The sequence below is a fragment of the Pseudomonas sp. G5(2012) genome (assembly GCF_000408945.1).
GTDB classification, from domain to species: Bacteria; Pseudomonadota; Gammaproteobacteria; order Pseudomonadales; family Pseudomonadaceae; genus Aquipseudomonas; species Aquipseudomonas umsongensis.
The window spans coordinates 126,247-146,354 of record NZ_APIO01000059.1 but is presented as its reverse complement, the minus strand read 5'-3'; the positions used below and the strand labels follow the sequence as shown (position 1 = coordinate 146,354).

Genomic DNA, 20,108 nt, shown 5'->3' with positions numbered 1-20,108 from the left:
ACCGCACTGGCAAAGGCGTGTGGGTGAAATGTGTAAGGTTTGGTGAGGCCACAGTCATTGCGGCAGGTGTCGCACAATGAAAGTGGCTTTTTCGCGGTTATCGATCGAACGCGTCCCACACCGGTGCAAAGTCCGGACTGACCAGACGCTCGCGCTTGGACAGGCCGGCGATCAGCGCACGGTCCTGATCATCCAGGTTGACGGCAAGCGCTGCCAGGTTGGCCAATTGGTTGGCCTCGCTACTGGCCTTGGGGATAGCTGCCACGTTCGGTTGATCCAGCAGCCATTTGAGTGCGATCTGGGTCGGCGATACCCCGTGTTTGGCGGCGATCTGCTGGATAACCGGAACATCCGTCACCCTGTTGCGTGCCAGCGGCGAATAAGCCGTCAGTGCCAGATCGTGTTGACGGGCGTAGTCCAGCAGTGCGTTTTGCCCAAGCAGCACGTGGTACTCGACCTGAATGGCGGACAACGGCGCGGCGAGTTCCTCGACGACGGTGCGCAGCAGGGGGAGCGGAAAATTCGCCACGCCAATATTGCGCGCCAGCCCTTGCTCCTTGAATGACACCAGGGTTTCGATCGTACGCGGCAAGTCCCAATCGGTGCTGGGCCAATGGATCATGAAAAGGTCGATGTAGTCGCTGTGCAAGGCCTTGAGGCTGCGGTCCATGGAATGGCGCATGGCGTCGGGTTGTAACTGGTCCCACCAGACCTTACTGGTGACGTGGATTTGTTCTCGGGGTGTCGGACTGTTCAGCAGCGCCTGACCGACAGCGTCCTCATTGTTGTAGGCAGCAGCGGTATCGATGTGTCGATAACCCAGCGCCAGGGCCTGTTCCACTGCTCGCGTGCACGCTTCACCGAGCATCGGCCAGGTGCCGAGGCCGAGCTTGGGCATGTTCAAACCCTGTGCGTTAACGATGTGCTGCATGGTCGATCTCCTTTTCATAAGCAGTGACGCCGGCGATATGACGCGCGGCGATGTAGCCGAACGTCAGCGCCGGCCCCAGGTTGATGCCGCCAGCAGGGTAGTGGCCGCCCATGATGCTGGCCATGTCGCCTCCCGCCGCGTAAAGGCCGGTGATGACCTGGCCCGAGTCGTCGAGGACCTGGGCGTGTTGATTGACCTTGAGCCCGGCAAAGGTGCCGAAACAACCCGGTTCGACTTTCACCGCATAGAACGGTCCTTGCTCGATCGGCGCAACGCAAGGGTTGGGCTGCTGCAGCGCATCACCCTGTTTGCGGTTATAGGGCGTTGAGCCGCGTCCGAACTGCGGGTCCTGGCCGTTGCGCGCGTGGCGGTTGTAGTCCGACACGGTGGTGCGCAAGCCGACCGGGTCGATGCCGCAAGCCTGTGCCAATTCCTCCAGTGTCTTGCCGGTTTTCAGATAACCACTGCGGATAAAGGATGACAGCGGCACCGGAAACGGCCGGGAAATACCCAGGCCATAACGTCGTTGAAAGCCATGGCTGCAGATCAGCCAGGAGGCCACTTCTTCGCCGGGCGGGGCGCTGGCGACCATGGCTGTCACATAGTCGTAGTAGCCGTTGGCTTCGTTGACGAAGCGTTGACCGTTGCTCAGCACACCGATGATTCCAGGCTTGCCGCGCTCGATGATGTGCGGGAAGTGGCCGATACTGCCATCACGGTATGGCACTCGTGAAACCGGAGCCCAGGCCACCGGCGATGCCTGGTTGGTATCGACTTTGGCGCCGGCGCTCTCGCCCAGCCGCAGGCCATCGCCAGACACGCCGAGGGGCGGCAGTGCCAAGTGTTCGTGTCCGGTTGGTGTACGGGGGAAGAGGGACTTGCGCCGTTCGACGTCATTGGCAAAACCGCCGGCCGCGAGCACCACCGCCCTGCTTGCGTTGATACGGATCGAACCCTTTGCATTGCGAACCACCGCGCCTTGTACCCTATCGTTGGTGCGCAACAACTCAGTAACGGGGGCTGATTCCCACAGCAACACGCCAAGATCGTCGGCGGATTTGGCCAGGCGCGCTACAAGCGCCACGCCGTTGACCAGTTGCATCGCCCGGCCATGCACGACAAGGTCGAGCAGATGGCGAGTGAAACGTCGGGTAACGTGCCAGGCCGCCGGCAACGAACGGGTCAGGTTGAGAAACGCGGCAAGGTCTGCGCCCGCCATGATCGGCATGCCCATGAAGGAAGTTTCGCGCATGGTTTTGCGCAGGCGCTTGAGCAGCTTGCCGACGTTGCGCGCGTCATAAGGCGCGGCGATCACCGAACGCCCACCGGTACCGGCGCCCGGCGTGTCGCCGTGAATGTCGGCAATCGCGTTGCCATCGGCGAATTGCAGCGAGGTGTGCTGTTCGAAGAACGTGACCATGCGCGGAGCGGCTTCAAGGAAGGCGTCGATCATTGCCGGGTCATAGCGATCACCCAGTTCGTGTTTCAAGTAAGTGCGCGGTTGTTCAACGTCTTCGACGATGCCGGCCCGTCGGGCCAGGGGATTGCACGGTACCCACGCCCAGCCACCGGACCAGGCGGTGGCGCCGCCAAAAAACGGGTCCTTTTCCACCACTATCACTTTCAGGCCATGCCAAGCGGCCGTCACGGCTGTTGCCAGGCCCGCCGCACCGGAGCCGACAATCAGCACATCGCAATCGATGTCGGGGGAGCAGTACGGTTGGGCAGGCATGGTTTGAAACTCCGCTGTGGTTTATTTTGGAATTGAATTCCAGAAAATATATGAGGCAGAAAGAGGGGCGGCAAGACTGAACTGTATAAAACGGGCGGTTATCGCACGGGCAGTTCCAGATTTCGCATTCCTCAGGTTCTCTTCTAGAATCGAACAAATTTTGCGTGGACATCCCCATGGCTGGCAGTCAGATCGAACGTGTTTTCAGTGTGCTGGAAAGCCTCACCAGCGACCCTCGTGGCCTGCCGATGCAGGTGCTGGCGGAGCAGTTGGACATCCCCAAGAGTGCTACCCACCGCTTGCTTGCCGAGCTGATCCGGCTCGGCTACGTGCGGCAGAATCCAGAAAATTTGCGCTACCACTTGTCGACCCGGTTGGTGGCGATGGGTTTCCGCTATCTGTCGAGCAGCGGCGCCGATATCGTGCAACCGGTGCTCGACCGGTTGGCTCAGGAAACCGGCGAACTGGTGCGTCTGGGAGTGATCGAAGGCGAGCGCCAGACCTGGATCGCCAAGTCCCAGGGGGCTCGTTCCGGCCTGCGTTATGACCCCGATATGGGCCGGGATGCGCCGCTGTTCTATACCGCTTCCGGCCATGCCTGGCTGGCGTGCATGAGCGATGCCGAAGCGTTGTCGCTGGTGGAGCGCCAGGCAGCGGCCCCGCCGCTGGAGCTAGGCCCGAATGCCCCAAGGTCCAACATTGAATTGCTTGAACGCTTGCGTCTGGCACGGGAGCAGGGCTACGCCTGTGTCGAGGAAAGTTCTGCGGTAGGTACCTCGGCGATTGCCGCGGTGGTGCGTCATCCCGGTGATGGCCGGGTGATCGGCGTGCTCAGCATCGCCGGGCCGAGTGCGCGGATGCCGGGGGCGCGGCTGCATGAATTGGCACCGTTGTTGTTAGCGTTTACCGAGGAGTTGTCGGCCGCGAGTCTGGCCTCAGAACTATTTAGCTAAAGCCTCTACAAAACCCCTGTGGGAGCGGGCTTGCTCGCGAACGACGGAGCGTAAGTCAATATTTAAGCTGTATGACACACCGCATTCGCGAGCAAGCCCGCTCTCACATTTGATCTGTGTTGAGCTTTTTAAAGCTGTGCGCTGTTCGAACACTTTCAATGTGCGCGTGTGTAAGAATCTGGAACTCGATTCTAAATTGTTGATGTCGAACCTTTCAACAACAATCACAAGAGGACCGCACCTTGAGTTCACCATTGCGAATAGCCCTTATCGGCACTGGCAATATGGGCCAACAGCATTACCAGCAGCTGAAAACCCTCAATGAAGCGACTTTGTGCGCAGTGGCCGACCCCGGTCCGCACGCATCGGGTCTCGCGAAGGAATGGGGGGTGGAGTATTTCGCCGATCATCTTCAGATGCTGGAGCAGGCGAAGCCTGCGGCCGTCATTATCGCCAACCCGAACGTGCTGCACGTCAACACCGCACTCGATTGCCTGGCTGCCGGCGTACCGGTGTTGCTGGAAAAGCCGGTGGGCGTGCACCTGGATGAGGCCCGTGAGCTGGTGACTGCCTCTAAATCGAGCGGTGTTGCGGTGTTGGTCGGTCATCATCGACGCCACAATCCGTTGATCGTCCGCGCCCATGAACTTGTCCACAGCGGCGCGTTGGGCCGATTGAGCACCGTCACCGCTCTCTGGCAATTGCGCAAGCCCGATAGCTATTTCGAAACGGCCTGGCGCCGTGAACCCGGTGCGGGCATGTTGTTGACCAACCTGATCCACGACCTGGATCTGCTCAGGCATCTGTGTGGTGAAGTTCGCCAGGTGCAGGCCATCACCAGTAATTCCGTTCGGGGGTTTGCCAATGAGGATTGCGCGGCGGTGCTGTTGCAATTCGACAACGGTGCGCTGGGCAGCCTGACCGGGTCCGATGCGGTGGCGGCACCCTGGAGCTGGGAGCTGGGCTCGGGGGAGAACCCGGTGTATCCACGCCAGGCCGATCAACCGTGCTATTTGCTGGCGGGAACCGCTGGGGCGCTGAGCATCCCGCAGCTCAAGCATTGGCACTACACGCAAGCGGACGGTGGATGGCATCAACCCCTGGTCTCGACTGACGAGCCTTTCAGTGTCGATCAAGCGCTGCGCTTGCAGTTGCAACACTTCGTGCGCGTTGCACGTGGGGAGGTCGAACCGCTGGTGAGTGCCGCCGATGCAGCCCGCACCCTGGCGCTGGTCGAGGCGATTCGCCAAGCCGCTGAAACCGGGCGCGCCTGCGCACCGGCCTTGATCGAGGATTGACCATGAGTGAACGAATCTTTTCCCTGGCCAGTCTGACTGTGCTGGAGTTGTCACCACCGGACATGGTCGAAGTCGCGGCACGGGCCGGTTACAGTCATGTCGGCTTACGCCTGGTGCCAGCGACGCCAGAGGAACACCATTTCGCGTTGGTGGCCGATGAAGAGCTGCGGCGCCAGACCCTGGCACGTCTGCGCGATACCGGCATTCGTGTCCTGGATGTCGAGATCCTGCGGCTGAAACCGGACACCGTTGTTGCCGATTTCGAGCGGGTGCTGGCAGTGGGTGCCGAATTCGGTGCCAGTGAATTGCTGGTGGCGGGTAACGATCCTGACGAGCAACGAATGACAGAGAATTTTGCCCGGCTGTGTGATCTGGCGGCGCCTTACGGGTTGCATCCGCACCTGGAGTTCATGCCCTGGACCGACGCGCGCGATTTGCAGCAAGCCGTGCGCATCGTGGAAAAGGCTGAGCGCGAAAACGCGGCGGTGCTGGTCGACGCCTTTCACTTCGATCGCTCTGGATCGCGGCTGGAAGATCTGGCCAGGGTTGCCCCCTCGCGGTTACGGTATGCGCAGTTGTGTGACGTGGCGGGTCCCAGGCCGCAAGACATGGCAGAGATCTTGCGGCAGGCGCGTAATGAACGGCGTTTTCCCGGCGACGGCGATTGTGATCTGCCGGGGCTGTTGCGGTGTTTGCCGGCTAACATTCCATTGAGCCTGGAGATTCCCACCGTGCGACTGCTTGAGCAGGGCGTGAGCGGATTGGAACGAGCGCAAATGGCGTTGGATAAAACCCGCGAATTGTTGGCGCGGCTGTAAGCGGTGCTGCGCACCTATCGTCGGAGTGCCGCCCAGGCCAAGCCACGCTCCCACAGATTCTTTGCTGATTCCTGGGGGCGTGGCTTGCCTGTGAGGCTTTGACTTTTGATGTACACAAAGGAACCCCAATGACCGTCAGCACCCCGCTTTCCGGCGTCAACAAACCCTTCAAAGGGATCCTGCTGATCGTTGTCGCAACCTTCCTGTTTTCCAGCCATGACGCCATATCGAAGTACCTTTCCGGGTTCTATCCGATTGTCATGGTGGTCTGGGCGCGTTATGTGGTGCATACCTTGCTGATGGCGGGGATATTCCTGCCGCAATCCGGGCTGCGCGTGCTGCGTACCAAGCGGCCGCTGCTGCAACTGGTTCGGGCGTTATGTCTGCTGGGCACCAGCCTGTTTTTCACCACGGGGTTGATGTACATCCCGCTGGCCGAGGCAACCTCGGTCAACTTCCTGGCGCCGGTGCTGGTCACGGCATTGTCGGTGCCGTTGCTGGGGGAGAAGGTCACCCGAGGCCAATGGCTGGCGGTGATTTGCGGGTTTATCGGGGTGCTGGTCATCGTCCATCCCGGTGGTGATTTGTTCACCCCGGCGGTGCTGCTGCCATTGTGCTCGGCGCTGTTTTTCTGCTTCTACCAACTGCTGACCCGCAAGCTCAGTGAGATCGACAGCCCGACCACCAGCAACTTTTTTGCCGGGCTGTGCAACACCTTGGTCATGAGTGCACTGGTGCCGTTCTTCTGGCAGGTGCCGACCTTGCTGCACGGCGCAATGATGCTGGCGCTGGGTGCCTGCGGCATGACCGCGCACCTGTTCTTGACCCAGGCCTTCCGCCATGCGGCGCCGGCCTTGCTGGCACCCTTCAGCTATTGCCAGATCGTGTTTGCCGGCCTGCTGGGCTGGCTGCTGTTTTCCCACACGCCGACCCTGACCACCATCGTCGGGATCGCCATAATTTGCTGCAGTGGCCTGGCGGCGGCATGGCAACAAAGCCGCCGTTGAGGTCACTCAGAACCTGAAGCGCAGCACCAGGTTCTGCAGGCCTGCAGCCAATTGCGACAGTTGTTGGCTGGTGGCGCTCGTGCGGGTCGAAGCATCGGCACTTTGCAGTGACAGGTCGCGGATGTTCAGCAGATTCCTGTCCACTTCGCGGGCCACGGCGGATTGCTCTTGCGATGCGCTTGCGATCACCAGGTTGCGCTCGTGGATCTGCTCCATGGCCCGGGTGATTTGCGCCAGCGCGAGGCCAGCTTCTTCGGCAATCGACAGGGTGGCGGCGACGCGCTGACTGTTGCCATGCATCGACTGCACCACACTCTCGGTATCGCCCTGGACCCGGCCGATCATCTGTTCGATTTCCCGGGTCGATTGCTGGGTGCGATGGGCCAGTGCGCGCACTTCATCGGCGACCACCGCAAAACCACGCCCGGCTTCCCCGGCCCGTGCCGCCTCGATCGCGGCATTGAGCGCCAGCAGGTTGGTCTGTTCGGCGATGGCGCGAATCACGTCGAGCACCTTGCCGATTTCCCGGGATTGCTCGGCCAGGGTTTGTACCTGTTGCAGGGCGATGCCGGCATCGGCGCTCATGGCCTGAATCGAGTCCAGTGTCTCGATGACCCGCACCTGGCCCTGGCTGGCCTGCTGTGTCGACTGACGCGTGCTGTCAGACGTCGACACGGCATTGCGTGCGACTTCTTCCACCGCGACCGTCATCTCATTGACCGCGGTGGCGGCTTGTTCGATTTCGTTGTGTTGCTGCTGCAGTCGCCCGGAATCCTCGTGGGTGCTCTGCTGCATTTGCTCGGCGGCTGCATTCAACTGGTTCGACGCGGTGCTGATTTGCTGCAGGGTTTCGCGCAGGCTGGTCTGCATGATCGACAGGGCGGTGAGCAGGCGCGCGGTTTCATCGCCACCCTGGCTGTGTATCGGTGTGCCGAGATCGCCGGCCGCCACTTGCTCGGCCACTGCCACCGCCTGGCGGATGGGCACCACGATACTGCGGATCAGCAGCCAGGCGAGCATAACGGTCAGCAGCGACACGCCCAGCAAGGCCCCGATCACCGTGATTTTCACCTGGCCATAGAGCGTGTCGGCTTGCGCGGCGGACTGACTGACTTCGTCGGCGGTAAGCGCGACCAGTTCGGCGAACTGGTCGCCGCTGCGAGTCGAGTAGTCCTGGATTTCGCCATTGAGCAGTGCGGTCATTTCGTCGAGGCGGTTTGCCTGCGACAGGCGTTCGTATTGCGCCAGCGCCTCGCGGTAGCGGGTGACCGTCGCCACGAAATTTTCGTACGGCACCCGGTTGTAGTCGCCTACGAGCGGGGTGAACTTTTCCAGTGCCTGGGCAAGCCAGCCCTGCACTTGATGCAGGCGCGTGACGGTCGCGTCGAGCACCTTGGGCTCGCGATTGAGCGCCATGCGCAGGCTGAGTACGCGAATGCTCAGGACGTAGTCGCGAATTTCACCCAGATAACGGGTGCTGGGCAGGGAGACGTTCTCGGTGTGCTGGCCGGTGGCGCGTACTTCGGCGACCTGCTTGAGAGCGAACAAACCTTGCAACAGGACCAGCAAGGCGATGAGGCCGAAGCTGATCATGGCGCGCTTGGCGATGCTCAAGTGACCTGGCGACATGGTTTCACCTCCTTGGCGATGAACGAACATTCACGGATTCATAAAAAACAGGCACAAAAAAAGCGCAGGCCCGAATCCGGGCCTGCGCCGAGGGAACATCAGTCTTCTACTTTCGGGATCTTGCGCGGTGCCATGAAGTACATCCAGGTCAGCGCGATGAAGTACATCGCCGGGATCAGGGTGAACAACACGGTGTAGTTGTTGTTGGTGATGGTCAGGATGTGGCCGACCAACTGGGTCATGAACATCCCGCCAATCGCCGCACACATGCCGCCGAAGCCGAACACGGTACTCATCATGTGCTTGGGCGTGTAGTCCATCACCAGGCTCCAGATGTTCGCGGTCCAGGCCTGGTGCGCACCGATGGCCAAGGAGATCGCGGCTACCGCCACCCAAAGATTGCTGGAGCCGGCGGCCATGATCACGCCGATGATGCAGCAGGCGAACAGGAACATGGACATCAGGCGCGCCTTGATCGGGTTGACGCCGCGACCGATCAGGAACGAGGACAGGATCCCGCCGCCGACACTGCCGAAGTCGGCGGTGAGGTAGATGATGATCAGCGGAATGCCCATCTGGGTCACGTTGATGCCCAGGTTGTATTGCTGATTGAGGAACGGTGGCAGCCAGTACAGGTAGAACCAGAACACCGGCGCCGTGATCGAGTAGGCGAGGGCGAAGGCCCAGGTGCCGCGCATGCGCAGGATTTTCGAGAAGGGGACGCGGGCTTGTTCCGGCTCCACTTCGTTCTGGATGTAGTCCAGTTCCGATTGTTTGACGCGTGGGTGATCTTCCGGGTTGAAGTACTTCAGGCCCCAGAACAGCAGCCAGATCCCGCCCAGTGCCGACATGCACAGGAACGCAGCCTGCCAGCCCCATACATGGAGGATCAGCGGCAGCAGCATCGGAGTGAACATTGCACCGACGTTGGTACCGGCGTTGAAAATGCCGGTGGCCACGGCGCGCTCGCCAGCCGGGAACCACAGGCGCGTGGTTTTCACACAGGCCGGGTAGTTAGCGGCTTCAGTCAGGCCGAGAATGAAGCGGCAGACCATGAAGCCGACCGCCGAAGTGGCCAGGCCGTGAGCGCCGGTCGCCAGGCTCCAGAGCAGCACGGCGCAGAAGAACACGCGCTTGACGCCAACCCGGTCGATCAAGCGGCCTTGCAGCACGAAACCGATGGCATAGCCGACCTGGAACCAGAAGTTGATGTTGGCGTAGTCCATCGCCGTCCAGCTCATTTCCTTGGCCAGGATGGGCTGCATGACGCCGAGGGCGGCGCGGTCGATGTAGTTCAGGGTAGTGGCGAAAAACACCAGCGCCAGCATGCCCCAACGGGTTTTGCCGACAGCCATGGCGCCGCGGATTTTGTCGCCGATGCCGCCAGAGGCAGCGCTCATGGCCGGAGCCATGCGTGAGCTAGGTGCAGGATTCATATGTGCCATCCGTTCAATGACTGACAAGCAAGGCTCGTCGGGACTTCAAGGGCGCGTGATCAATCGATGGCGATGGGCGCAGGACTGATCGGCTGGTTTCGTCGGCTGACGGTTTATTCAGCGAGCGGCACGGGAGTGCCGGCGGTGCGCAAGGTTCGGATGGACGCCAGGCAGGGCGTAATGACGGTGGTTCGAGTGAACGAGGCGTTGAATGAGCGCATGAGCATATACCCGGTTTTTGAAATTTTTATGTGGTGTTCAGGGTCGTTGGTAACTGAGGCCGTCGGTGGTTGACCGGACTCAATGTGGTGTTGATGTTGCGCATTGAGCAAAAAATCGTCAATTCGCTAAAGCCCATTCTGTTCGATAATCGCACGCAAAACTAACTGGGTAGTACACTTTAAATTGCTGTGAGAGATCTCGCAGCCAATAATTCACTCAAAGCTAAACGCGATCTCCGTAGGAGCTGCCGAAGGCTGCGATCTTTTGATCTTAATAAGCCAAGTCAAAAGATCGCAGCCTCCGGCAGCTCCTACACAGAGCCAAGCGTGCGATGCCCCTAACAAGATTGCCTCCACCACCGGGAGTCGAAAAAATGCAGCGTTCCATTGCCACCGTGTCCTTGAGCGGTACCCTGCCGGAAAAACTCGAAGCCATTGCCGCCGCCGGTTTCGATGGCGTCGAGATCTTCGAGAACGACCTTCTCTACTACGACGGCAGCCCGCGGGAAATTAAACAGATGTGTGCCGATCTCGGGATCGCCATCACCCTGTTTCAACCGTTTCGGGACTTCGAAGGCTGCCGCCGTGATCGCTTGTCACGCAATCTGGAGCGGGCCGAGCGCAAGTTCGACCTGATGCAGGAGCTGGGCACCGACCTGGTGTTGGTGTGCAGCAACGCCTCGGCCGATTCCATCGGTGATGAGCAGGTTTTAGTCGATGATTTGCGCCTGCTGGCTGAACACGCTGGCGCGCGTGGTCTGCGCATCGGTTACGAAGCGCTGGCTTGGGGGCGTCACGTAAACACCTACCAGCAAGTCTGGAACATCGTCCGTCAGGCCGATCACCCGAGCCTCGGCGTGTTGCTCGACAGTTTCCATACGCTGTCGCTCAAGGGCGATCCGAGCGCTATCGCCGAGATTCCCGGCGACAAGATTTTCTTCGTGCAAATGGCCGATGCACCGATCCTGGCCATGGATGTGCTTGAGTGGAGCCGGCATTTCCGTTGCTTCCCGGGCCAGGGCGAATTCGATTTGCCTGGTTTCCTCGCGCCGATCATCAAGAGTGGCTACACCGGGCCATTGTCGCTGGAGATCTTCAACGACGGTTTCCGCGCCGCACCGCCACGGGCCAACGCTGCTGACGGCTTGCGCTCGTTGCTGTACCTGGAAGAGAAAACCCGCGAGCGCCTGGCCCAGGAGGCCAAGCCTGCCGGCAACCCCGAGATCCTGTTCGAGACACCGAAGGCCAGCGAATACAACGGCATCGAGTTTCTCGAATTCGCCGTGGACGAAAGCCTCGGCGCCAAGCTCTCCCATTGGCTGGAGCGGCTGGGTTTCGTCAAGGCCGGGCAGCATCGCTCCAAGAGCGTCAGCCTGCTGCGCCAGGGCGATATCAACCTGATCCTCAACTCGGAACCTTACTCGTTCGGCCACAGTTTCTTCGAGGCGCACGGACCATCGCTGTGCGCCACTGCCGTGCGAGTCAAGGACAGTGCCAGCGCGCTGGCCCGGGCGGTGGCCTACAAAGGCCAGCCGTATCGCGGACTGGTCGGCCCCAATGAACTGGAACTGGCCGCCGTGCGCGCGCCGGATGGCAGCCTGATTTACCTCGTCGATCAAGACGCCGATGTCTATGGGACCGACTTCAACCTGCAGCCGGCTGCGGTGAGCAGCGGCGGCCTCAAGCGCATCGACCACATGGCCATGGCGCTGCCCGCCGACAGCCTCGACAGTTGGGTGCTGTTCTACAAGAGCCTGCTGGATTTCGAGGCTGACGACGAAGTGGTGCTGCCCGATCCCTATGGTCTGGTGAAGAGCCGCGCGCTGCGCAGTCGCGACAGTTCGATCCGTCTGCCGCTGAATATTTCCGAAAACCGCAACACCGCCATTTCACACGCGTTGTCGAGTTATCGCGGCTCCGGCGTGCACCACATCGCGTTTGATTGCGACGACATCTTTACCGAAGTCAGTCGGGCGAAAGCGGCAGGCGTGCCGCTGTTGGATATTCCGCTCAACTATTACGATGACCTGGCGGCACGCTTCGATTTCGATGACGAATTCCTTAGCGAGCTGGCCTATTACAACGTGCTGTACGACCGTGATGCCCAGGGCGGTGAACTGTTCCACGTGTACACCGAGCCGTTCGAGGGGCGGTTTTTCTTCGAGATCATTCAGCGCAAGAACGGTTATGCCGGTTACGGTGCGGCCAACGTGGCGGTACGCTTGGCGGCCATGGCCAAATCCCGCAGCGGTGCCGTGCGTCAGGCAAAGTTGTAGGAAAATCGTAACTACGCCGACAAACCGCTGCCGCACGGCTTCCTTCACTGTGCGGCGCGGCTCATAATCGCCAGCCTGTGCAGTGATGGCCGTGAGCCCGCAATGACAATAACTTCAGAACTCTCCGCAGCAACTGATCAACCGATTGCCGAGCCGCGCAAGAGTCGCAAGAACAACCCGGAGAAAACCCGGGAGAACATTTTGCAAGAAGCGATAGTCGAGTTCGTTCAGCAAGGGCTGTCCGGGGCTCGCGTCGATGCCATCGCTGAGCGCATCCACACGTCAAAGCGCATGATCTATTACTACTTCGGCAGTAAGGAGCAGCTCTACGTCGAGGTGCTGGAGAAACTCTACGGCGATATCCGCAGCACCGAAAATCGCCTGCACCTGGCGGAGTTGGCGCCGGTGGAGGCGATTCGGCGTCTGGTGGAGTTCACCTTCGATCACCATGATCGCAATGTCGATTTCGTGCGTATCGTCAGCATCGAGAACATTCACAACGCCGAATTCGTGAAACGCTCCGATGCGATCAAGGCGATGAACAACACCATCCTCGATTCACTGGGCGAGATCCTGCGTCGCGGTGCCGAACAGGGGCTGTTCCGCACCGGCCTCGACCCGCTGGACGTGCATTTGCTGATCAGTTCGTTCTGCTTCTATCGCGTGTCGAACCGCCATACCTTCGGCGAGATCTTCCAGATCGACTTGCCGGACGAAAGCATCAAGCAGCGTCATCGGGAGATGATTTGCGAGTCCGTTCTGAGATACCTGCAGGCGTAATTAAGCTGGGTGAATCTCCTTTATAGGAGCCGGCTTGCTGGCGATAGCGTCTGTATGATCGCCATCGCCAGCAAGCTGGCTCCTATAAATTGCATAAGCCATTCATGCTCTGAAAATGCTCCAGCATCCGCTGCGCATCCGGCACCACGCCGCTGAACAATTCGAACGCCTTCACCGCCTGGAACACGGCCATGTTCCCGCCATCGAGCGTACGGCAACCCAGTGCGCATGCATTGCGCAGCAGTTCGGTTTCCAGTGGGAAGTAAACAATCTCCGCCACCCACAATTGAGCTCGAAGCAACTCGACCGGCACCGGCATGCCTGGCAGTTTTTTCATGCCCATGGGGGTGGTATTGACCAGGCCATCAGCCTCGGCCAGGGTTAGTGCCAAATCATGGCCGGCCACTGCGCGGTTACTGCCGAAATGCTGGTTGAGATTGTCAGCCAGGCTCTGCGCGCGACTGATTTCCACATCGAAAATACTCAATTGTCGTACGCCTTCGCTCAGCAACGCGTGAGCCACGGCCGCGCCAGCGCCACCGGCGCCCATTTGTACGACGCGCTCAACGGCAACGCCCTGCAAACCACGGCGAAAACCTTCGGCAAACCCCAGGCAATCGGTGTTGTGGCCGATGCGCTTGCCGTCCTTCAGCACCACGGTGTTCACCGCGCCAATGCCCCGGGCTTCTGGCGATAACTCGTCGAGCAGCGGGATGATCGCCTGCTTGCACGGAAAGGTGATGTTCAGGCCAGTGAAGTTCATGCGCTCGGCGGCCGTCAACAGGTCGGGCAGGGCGTTGCTGTCGAGTTGCAACTGATCGAGGTCGATCAGTCGATAGAGATAACGCATGCCCTGGGCGTCGCCCTCGTGCTCGTGCAGCGCCGGGGTACGGGACGCCTGGATGCCGGCGCCGATCAGTCCGGCCAATACCGTTTGGTTCTGGTTCATGCTGCTTGCCCCTTCAGACGCTGGCTGAAATGCTCCAGGGCCAGGCGATAGCCATGGCTACCGAAGCCAGCCATTACCGCCGTTGCAATGGCCGAGACGAAGGAGTGGTGACGGAAAGGCTCGCGGGCGTGAACGTTGGATAGGTGCACTTCGATCACCGGCAGTTCGCTGGCGACCAGCGCGTCGCGGATCGCCACCGAGGTGTGCGTCCAGGCGGCGGGATTGATCACGATCCCGGCACAACGGCCGCGGGCGGCATGAATCCAGTCGAGCAGTTCGCCTTCGTGGTTGGTCTGGCGAAACTCCACCGCCAGGCCGAACTCTTCGGCGGCTTGGCCGCACAGCGCGGAAACATCTGCCAGGGTTTCATGGCCATAGGTCGCCGGTTCGCGGGTGCCAAGCAGATTCAGATTCGGGCCGTTGAGTACCAGAATGATAGGGGGCATCAGTGTTCTCCACATATTATTTTTGGCATTGGCCGATGTTTCAGCCTGTGGAGATAAAATGTACCAGATGGTTAATATGGTCAATTGGACAGCCCGCTGGTGGGCGTAATGTGTGCGGTGATCGGACAAAAAAGATCGAAGCCTGCGGTGCCTCTATATTTGAAACCCGTTCCCTGGAGGAGCTGCCGCGGGCTGCGATCTTTTAACGAGGCAAATGCTCGACCAGGAAATCAATGAATGCCCGTAACCGCAGGGGCATGTGGCGACTTTGCGGGTAGAGAAGGGTAAACGGCCGGGAACGCCCCCCATAAGGTTTGAGCACTTCCACCAGCGAGCCATCGGCCAATTCCTTTTCGACGATAAAGCGATAGGTCTGAAACAACCCTGCACCATGTTTCGCCAGGGTGACGCCACCTAACACATCGTCGGAACAAACGAAGTTGCCCTCGGCCAGAATCTCCCGTTGCACGCCGTTGTCGCTGAACAACCAGGCAATGCGTCGGCCACTGCTGGGCAGCGTACTGAATGCATTCGTGCTGTTGCAGGTCGTCGAGGGTTTGCGGCGTACCGGCACGCTTGAGGTATTCAGGGCTGGCAATCATCACCAGCGCGGCGTCTTCCAGTTGCCGGGCGATCAGGCCGGAATCGGGAATCGCGCGCACGCGAATCGCCATGTCATAGCCTTCACCAACGAAATCGATGTTGCGGTTACTGATGTGCGACTCGACCTTCACCGCCGGAAAACGCGCACGAAAGGCAGGTAGCAACGGCAGGATGCGGTGATGGGCATAGGTGGTCGGGATACTGATGCGCAGGGTGCCTGACGGTACCTGTTGCTGGCCCATGACTTCGCGCTGGGCTTCCACCAGTTGCGCCAATGCCTGGCGGCATTCTTCGTAGTAGCGCCGACCACTGTCGGTCAGGTTTACGCTGCGAGTGGTGCGCGCAAACAGCCGCACGCCCAGGCGTTCTTCCATGCGCGACACCGAGCGGCTCACCGCGGCCGGCGTGACCCCTGCCACCAGCGCGGCGGCAGTGAAGCTGCCAGCTTCGGCAGCCAGGCAAAACAGCTCGATGCTGCCCAGTTGAAGATCGTCGAATTGTCGCTGCATGATTGATTACACCGGGGATCAAATGAAGTCTGTGAATGAGTATTTATCAAATGCCCCGTACGCAGATACAGTCAGCTTCACTTAATGAGCGAGCAGGAGAAGCAGCATGCCTTTCGTCAGCGTACGCATCACCCGTGACGGCGTAACCCGGGAGCAGAAAGCCCAAGTCATCGCCGAGATCACCGAGACCTTGCAGCGCGTCCTCGGCAAGCCGCCGGAGCTGACCCACATCGTGATCGAGGAAGTCGATACCGATAACTGGGGGTATAAGGGGATTACCACGACTGAATTTCGGAAAAATCAGCCGGGGTGATTGTGGGCCCGAGACTGAAAAGCCGTCCTTTGTGACGGCTTTTTTGTGGGGGCAAGGAAAGGATTGCTTACGATTCTTCGGAGATGTTCATCACGCCGATCGCAAGCTTGAGCGCTAGGCTCAGACGAGAACTCAGTACTCAGCGCCAGGTGCCGGTGGTCGGATTTACCAGGGAATGTCGAGCCTGCTGGCTCAATAACCTAACGGATGGGTTAGCATGAAGATATACAGCTACAAGGGGCTTTCAGTCCGGATCATGTTGCGTGATGAACATTGTCCACCTCATGCGCATGTGAAGGCTGGAGCGTGGAGTGCGCGATTCAAGTTCAGCTTTTGGCACAACAATGTCGAACTCTGGGACGTCATTCCGTTATCGCGCCGGCCACCCGCTGCGGTGCTTGAGGGTTTGCGTCAATCGCTCAAACAACCTGTCCATTTGTTGCGCGCGCGTGGCATCTGGTGGCGAAAGATCGGAACGGTCTGTCTTGAAAATCAATTGTGGGATTGGCAGAGCAACGAAGTCGTTGTGGTGAAGGGAATTGTCAGTACAACCAACATGATTGGATCAGCTCACTACGAATCTGAAACGAACAAGACGCGCTTATCTCTGATAGGTATGCACGAAGTTGTGGAGATCGAGTTATGAAAACGGTAAAGGCCAAAGTTCAGGCAGACACGCCGATAACAGAACGTGGCGTGGACGAAGCCATTGAGCGGGGGAAATCACGCAGGAGCTCTGGCCTGCAAGCAACGGCGGTTACCTTCCTGGCACCGTATCTGGCGATAACCTTCGAAGATGGCGGTGGCATCTTGCTGCCCGTTGCGAATTATTCTGAGTTCGATGATTTCGAGGCCAAGGATTTTGCCGGCCTGACTGTTGGTTTCGACGGTACTGCTCTGTGTCATGAAGAAAAAGACCTGGATGTCTCTCTCGCAGGCATGATTTCGGCGAGCCAGTCTTTGATGGCCATGGCAGCCTCGGTAATTGCCTCACGCAATGGCCGACAGATTAGCAGCGCAAAATCCGAAGCCGCTCGGGCCAATGGCAGAAAAGGTGGACGTCCACGCAAGGCCGATGTCGTCCTTTGAACAGGCACAAAAAAGCCGTCGTGATGACGGCTGATTTGTTTGTGGCCTCTGCAATCACCGACGGGTCAGCAACACCCCGGATTCCATGTGATGCGTCCACGGGAACTGGTCGAACATTGCGCATCGGGTGATGCGGTGGGTGTCGTGCAGTTGGGCGATGTTGTCCGCCAGGGTTTGCGGGTTGCAGGAAATGTACAGGATGTTGTCGAAGCGTCGGGTCAGCTCGCAGGTGTCCGGGTCCATGCCGGCACGGGGCGGGTCGACGAAGACACTGCCGAACTCGTAGCTCTTGAGGTCGATGCCGTGCAGGCGACGGAACGGTCGCACTTCGTTCAGCGCTTCGGTCAGTTCCTCGGCAGACAGGCGCACCAGGGTGACGTTGTCCACAGCGTTTTCACTGAGGTTGCTCAGCGCGGCATTGACCGAGGTCTTGCTGATTTCGGTCGCCAGCACTTTGCGCACGCGGGTGGCGAGCGGCAGGGTGAAGTTGCCGTTGCCGCAATACAGTTCCAGCAAATCGTCTGCGCGATCACCCAGCGCGTCGTATGCCCAGTTGAGCATCTTCTGGTTCACGGTGCCGTTTGGCTGAGTGAAGGCACCTTCGGGCTGGCGATAGCTGAAGGTGCGGCCGCCGACTTCAAGTTTCTCGACGACGTAATCGTGACCAATGACTTCGCGTTTGCCCTTCGACCGACCAATCACGCTGACGTTGAGCTCGGCAGCCAGTTTCGAGGCCGCTGTGTGCCAGTGCTCGTCCAGCGGGCGGTGGTAGCACAGGGTGATCATCGCATCGCCGGCCAGGGTGGTCAGGAACTCCACCTGAAACAGCTTGTGGCTCAGGGCGGCACTGGCTTGCCACGCGGCCTTGAGCTGCGGCATCAACTGATTGATGCGTTGGCTGGCGATCGGGAACTCTTCGATCAGGATTGGCGTGCGCTTGTCTTCCTGGGAAAACATCGCGTAGTGACGCTCACCGGCTTCGCGCCACAGGCGGAACTCGGCGCGCAGGCGGAAATTCTGCAGCGGCGAGTCGAAGACGACCGGCTCCGGTGCATCGAATGGTGCCAACAGGTCACGCAAACGCGTGACCTTGTCTTCGAGTTGGACGGCGTAGGCCTGGGAATCAAAAGTCATGCGTTGAACCAACCGAGCTTGATCACGAACAGGATCGACAGGATCACCAGCGCCGAATTCAGCTCACGGCCACGACCGGACATCAGCTTGATGGCGGTCCAGGCAATGAAACCGAAGGCGATGCCATTGGCAATGGAATAAGTAAACGGCATGGCCAGCGCGGTGATGACGACCGGCGCGGCGACGGTGATGTCGTCCCAGTCTATTTCGGCCAGGCCAGATGTCATCAATACGGCGACGAACAGCAGTGCCGGCGCCGTGGCGAACGCGGGAACGCTGGCTGCCAGCGGCGAGAAGAACAGTGCCAGCAGGAACAGGATCGCCACGACGATGGCGGTCAGGCCAGTGCGACCACCCGCACTCACGCCAGCGGCGGATTCGATGTAGCTGGTCGTGGTCGAGGTGCCCAGCAGGGAGCCGGCCATCGCGGCGGTACTGTCGGCGATCAGTGCGCGGCCCATTTTCGGCATGTGGCCATCCTTGCCCATCAATCCGGCGCGCTTGGCGACGCCGATAAGGGTGCCGGAGTTGTCGAACAGGTCGACGAACAGGAAGGCGAAGATCACGCTGACCAGACCGATGTCCAGTGCGCCCTTGATGTCCAGTTGCAGGAAAGTCGGAGCCAGCGACGGCGGCATCGACATCACGCCGCCGAACGGCGTGAAGCCCATCAGGATGGAAACAATGGTCACCACCAGAATACCGATCAGCACCGCACCACGCACGGCGAGGGCTTCAAGGGCAACAATCAGGGCGAAGCCGAGGGTCGCGAGGATCGGTGCCGGTTGTTTGAGGTCACCGAGGCCGACCATGGTCGCCTGGTTGCTGACCACGATGCCGGCGTTGTGCAGGGCGATCAGCGCCAGGAACAGGCCGATACCGGCGGCAATGGCCGAACGCAACGGCAGCGGGATACTGTTGATGATCCACTCACGGATGCGGAAGATCGACAGCAGGAAGAAGCACACGGCCGAGATGAACACCGCACCCAGCGCCACTTGCCAGGTATGGCCCATGTGCAGGACTACGGTGTAGGTGAAGAAGGCATTCAGGCCCATGCCCGGCGCAAGCGCGATCGGGTAGTTGGCAATCAGGCCCATGACCGCGGAGCCAATGGCGGCTGCCAGGCAGGTGGCGACGAACACCGCGCCCTTATCCATGCCAGTCTCGCCGAGGATGCTCGGGTTGACGAACAGGATGTAGGCCATGGCCAGGAAGGTGGTGACGCCCGCCAGAATCTCGGTCCGCACGTTGGTGTTATGTGCCTTGAGTTGAAACAGCCTTTCCAGCATGTCTGCTCCCCGTGGCGCGCCCGGCGCCGTGAATGTATCGACCTCAACAGCAAAGCACAGACCGCTGAACGCGCCTGGGAAATTACTGTGGGCCGGAAAAAGCCGCGCATCATACCAGCAGCTTGGGGTTATGGCTGCCTATGGCGGTGATCGTCGTCGATGTTTTGCGTTTAATCCAAACCAGCCATACTGCGCGCTGGTTTTTTGTGGTGGTAACGGGATGACAAAGCGTCTGGAAATCATGTCCGGTGTCTTGATGGCATTGTCGCTGGTGGCACACCCCGCGACGGCGGCACCGGCACCGCCGTTGACCGAGGTAAAGGTGCTTAAGGTCGAGTCGCCAGGCTGTGGTTTTGAGACGATTGACAAAGGGCAGGCACAGACCCGCTGCAACCACGCGGGCCCGAACATCAGGATCTACGTACTGGAAGTCGGCTACGGGCGCAGCCAGCCCCACGTCGCGCTGGATGGCTTCGAAGTGGATGGAACCCGCACACCGGTCTGTGCCTATGACAACGGCAACCTGACCGACTGCTCGCAAAGGACCAAGGTCGTCGGCAACCTGTACATTTTCAATCTGGCGGGTAAGCAGGAGGGTACGTTCACCTTCAGCAACACCTCGATCAACGCACCGGGCAACACAATGTCGACCCAGCTTTACATCAAGTAACGACAGGGGCCCGAACAAGCGT

General features: G+C 59.9%; 19 protein-coding genes and 1 pseudogene. 11 read left to right on the top strand and 9 right to left on the bottom strand.

Annotation, left to right across the window (positions count from 1 at the left end; genetic code table 11):
- Positions 1–97 precede the first annotated feature (97 nt).
- Together PG5_RS18810 and PG5_RS18805 are read right to left on the bottom strand one after the other, a co-directional pair.
- Entirely contained in the window at positions 98–931 is an 834-nt protein-coding gene (locus PG5_RS18810) for an aldo/keto reductase (RefSeq protein ID WP_020798706.1), read from the bottom strand.
- Entirely contained in the window at positions 915–2,663 is a 1,749-nt protein-coding gene (locus PG5_RS18805; RefSeq protein WP_020798705.1) for an FAD-dependent oxidoreductase, read from the bottom strand. Before PG5_RS18805 ends, PG5_RS18810 begins: the two co-directional genes overlap by 17 nt.
- Positions 2,664–2,839: 176 nt before the next feature.
- Here PG5_RS18805 and PG5_RS18800 point away from each other — a divergent pair, with 176 nt between their 5' ends.
- From PG5_RS18800 to PG5_RS18785, 4 genes are all read left to right on the top strand, one after another.
- On the top strand, positions 2,840–3,616 hold the full coding sequence (locus PG5_RS18800; protein ID WP_020798704.1) for an IclR family transcriptional regulator: 777 nt from the start codon (positions 2,840–2,842) through the stop codon (positions 3,614–3,616).
- A gap of 242 nt (positions 3,617–3,858) precedes the next feature.
- Entirely contained in the window at positions 3,859–4,914 is a 1,056-nt protein-coding gene (locus tag PG5_RS18795) for a Gfo/Idh/MocA family protein (RefSeq protein WP_033043181.1), read from the top strand.
- A 2-nt stretch (positions 4,915–4,916) separates the two neighbouring features.
- Positions 4,917–5,732 carry a sugar phosphate isomerase/epimerase gene (locus tag PG5_RS18790; protein ID WP_020798702.1) on the top strand — a complete coding sequence of 272 codons (816 nt, stop codon included), beginning with the start codon at positions 4,917–4,919 and terminating at the stop codon, positions 5,730–5,732.
- A gap of 128 nt (positions 5,733–5,860) precedes the next feature.
- Complete coding sequence (locus PG5_RS18785) at positions 5,861–6,739, top strand: DMT family transporter (RefSeq protein ID WP_020798701.1); 879 nt, start codon at positions 5,861–5,863, stop codon at positions 6,737–6,739.
- Positions 6,740–6,745: 6 nt separating this feature from the next.
- Here PG5_RS18785 and PG5_RS18780 read toward each other — a convergent pair whose 3' ends face one another.
- Positions 6,746–8,368: a methyl-accepting chemotaxis protein gene (locus PG5_RS18780; RefSeq protein ID WP_020798700.1), complete on the bottom strand. Its 1,623-nt coding sequence runs from the start codon at positions 8,366–8,368 to the stop codon at positions 6,746–6,748.
- 98 nt (positions 8,369–8,466) lie between these two features.
- A complete protein-coding gene (locus PG5_RS18775) occupies positions 8,467–9,804 on the bottom strand; it encodes an MFS transporter (RefSeq protein ID WP_020798699.1) in 1,338 nt (445 codons plus the stop codon).
- A 66-nt stretch (positions 9,805–9,870) separates the two neighbouring features.
- On the opposite strand from PG5_RS18775, the gene PG5_RS18770 reads away from it, so the two are divergent.
- The 3 genes from PG5_RS18770 to PG5_RS18760 all read left to right on the top strand — a co-directional run bounded on the left by PG5_RS18770 (position 9,871) and on the right by PG5_RS18760 (position 13,081).
- A complete protein-coding gene (locus tag PG5_RS18770) occupies positions 9,871–10,098 on the top strand; it encodes a hypothetical protein (RefSeq protein WP_033043186.1) in 228 nt (75 codons plus the stop codon).
- 301 nt (positions 10,099–10,399) lie between these two features.
- Positions 10,400–12,301 carry a 3-dehydroshikimate dehydratase QuiC gene (gene quiC / locus PG5_RS18765; protein ID WP_020798697.1) on the top strand — a complete coding sequence of 634 codons (1,902 nt, stop codon included), beginning with the start codon at positions 10,400–10,402 and terminating at the stop codon, positions 12,299–12,301.
- 102 nt (positions 12,302–12,403) lie between these two features.
- On the top strand, positions 12,404–13,081 hold the full coding sequence (locus PG5_RS18760) for a TetR family transcriptional regulator (RefSeq protein WP_020798696.1): 678 nt from the start codon (positions 12,404–12,406) through the stop codon (positions 13,079–13,081).
- A gap of 82 nt (positions 13,082–13,163) precedes the next feature.
- Here PG5_RS18760 and PG5_RS18755 read toward each other — a convergent pair whose 3' ends face one another.
- The 3 genes and pseudogenes from PG5_RS18755 to PG5_RS18745 form a co-directional block, all read right to left on the bottom strand.
- Positions 13,164–14,030: a shikimate dehydrogenase gene (locus PG5_RS18755; protein ID WP_020798695.1), complete on the bottom strand. Its 867-nt coding sequence runs from the start codon at positions 14,028–14,030 to the stop codon at positions 13,164–13,166.
- Positions 14,027–14,476, bottom strand: coding sequence for a type II 3-dehydroquinate dehydratase (gene aroQ / locus PG5_RS18750; protein ID WP_020798694.1), 450 nt, complete (start codon positions 14,474–14,476; stop codon positions 14,027–14,029). The genes PG5_RS18755 and aroQ overlap by 4 nt, the downstream gene beginning before the upstream one ends.
- Positions 14,477–14,678: 202 nt before the next feature.
- Positions 14,679–15,588: pseudogene (locus PG5_RS18745) on the bottom strand (LysR substrate-binding domain-containing protein).
- A 106-nt stretch (positions 15,589–15,694) separates the two neighbouring features.
- Here PG5_RS18745 and PG5_RS18740 point away from each other — a divergent pair.
- The 3 genes from PG5_RS18740 to PG5_RS18730 all read left to right on the top strand — a co-directional run bounded on the left by PG5_RS18740 (position 15,695) and on the right by PG5_RS18730 (position 16,990).
- The gene (locus PG5_RS18740; RefSeq protein WP_020798692.1) at positions 15,695–15,901 is read left to right on the top strand and encodes a 4-oxalocrotonate tautomerase family protein; all 207 of its coding nucleotides are present in this window, start codon (positions 15,695–15,697) and stop codon (positions 15,899–15,901) included.
- 217 nt (positions 15,902–16,118) lie between these two features.
- Positions 16,119–16,547: a hypothetical protein gene (locus PG5_RS18735; protein ID WP_033040932.1), complete on the top strand. Its 429-nt coding sequence runs from the start codon at positions 16,119–16,121 to the stop codon at positions 16,545–16,547.
- Complete coding sequence (locus PG5_RS18730; RefSeq protein WP_020798690.1) at positions 16,544–16,990, top strand: DUF2442 domain-containing protein; 447 nt, start codon at positions 16,544–16,546, stop codon at positions 16,988–16,990. The genes PG5_RS18735 and PG5_RS18730 overlap by 4 nt, the downstream gene beginning before the upstream one ends.
- A gap of 54 nt (positions 16,991–17,044) precedes the next feature.
- Here the strand turns inward: PG5_RS18730 and trmA are convergent, their stop codons facing one another.
- A complete protein-coding gene (gene trmA, locus PG5_RS18725; RefSeq protein ID WP_020798689.1) occupies positions 17,045–18,124 on the bottom strand; it encodes a tRNA (uridine(54)-C5)-methyltransferase TrmA in 1,080 nt (359 codons plus the stop codon).
- Complete coding sequence (locus PG5_RS18720; protein ID WP_020798687.1) at positions 18,121–19,416, bottom strand: NCS2 family permease; 1,296 nt, start codon at positions 19,414–19,416, stop codon at positions 18,121–18,123. Before PG5_RS18720 ends, trmA begins: the two co-directional genes overlap by 4 nt.
- Before the next feature lie 220 nt (positions 19,417–19,636).
- On the opposite strand from PG5_RS18720, the gene PG5_RS18715 reads away from it, so the two are divergent.
- Entirely contained in the window at positions 19,637–20,086 is a 450-nt protein-coding gene (locus tag PG5_RS18715; protein WP_020798686.1) for a DUF4879 domain-containing protein, read from the top strand.
- Positions 20,087–20,108 lie beyond the last annotated feature (22 nt).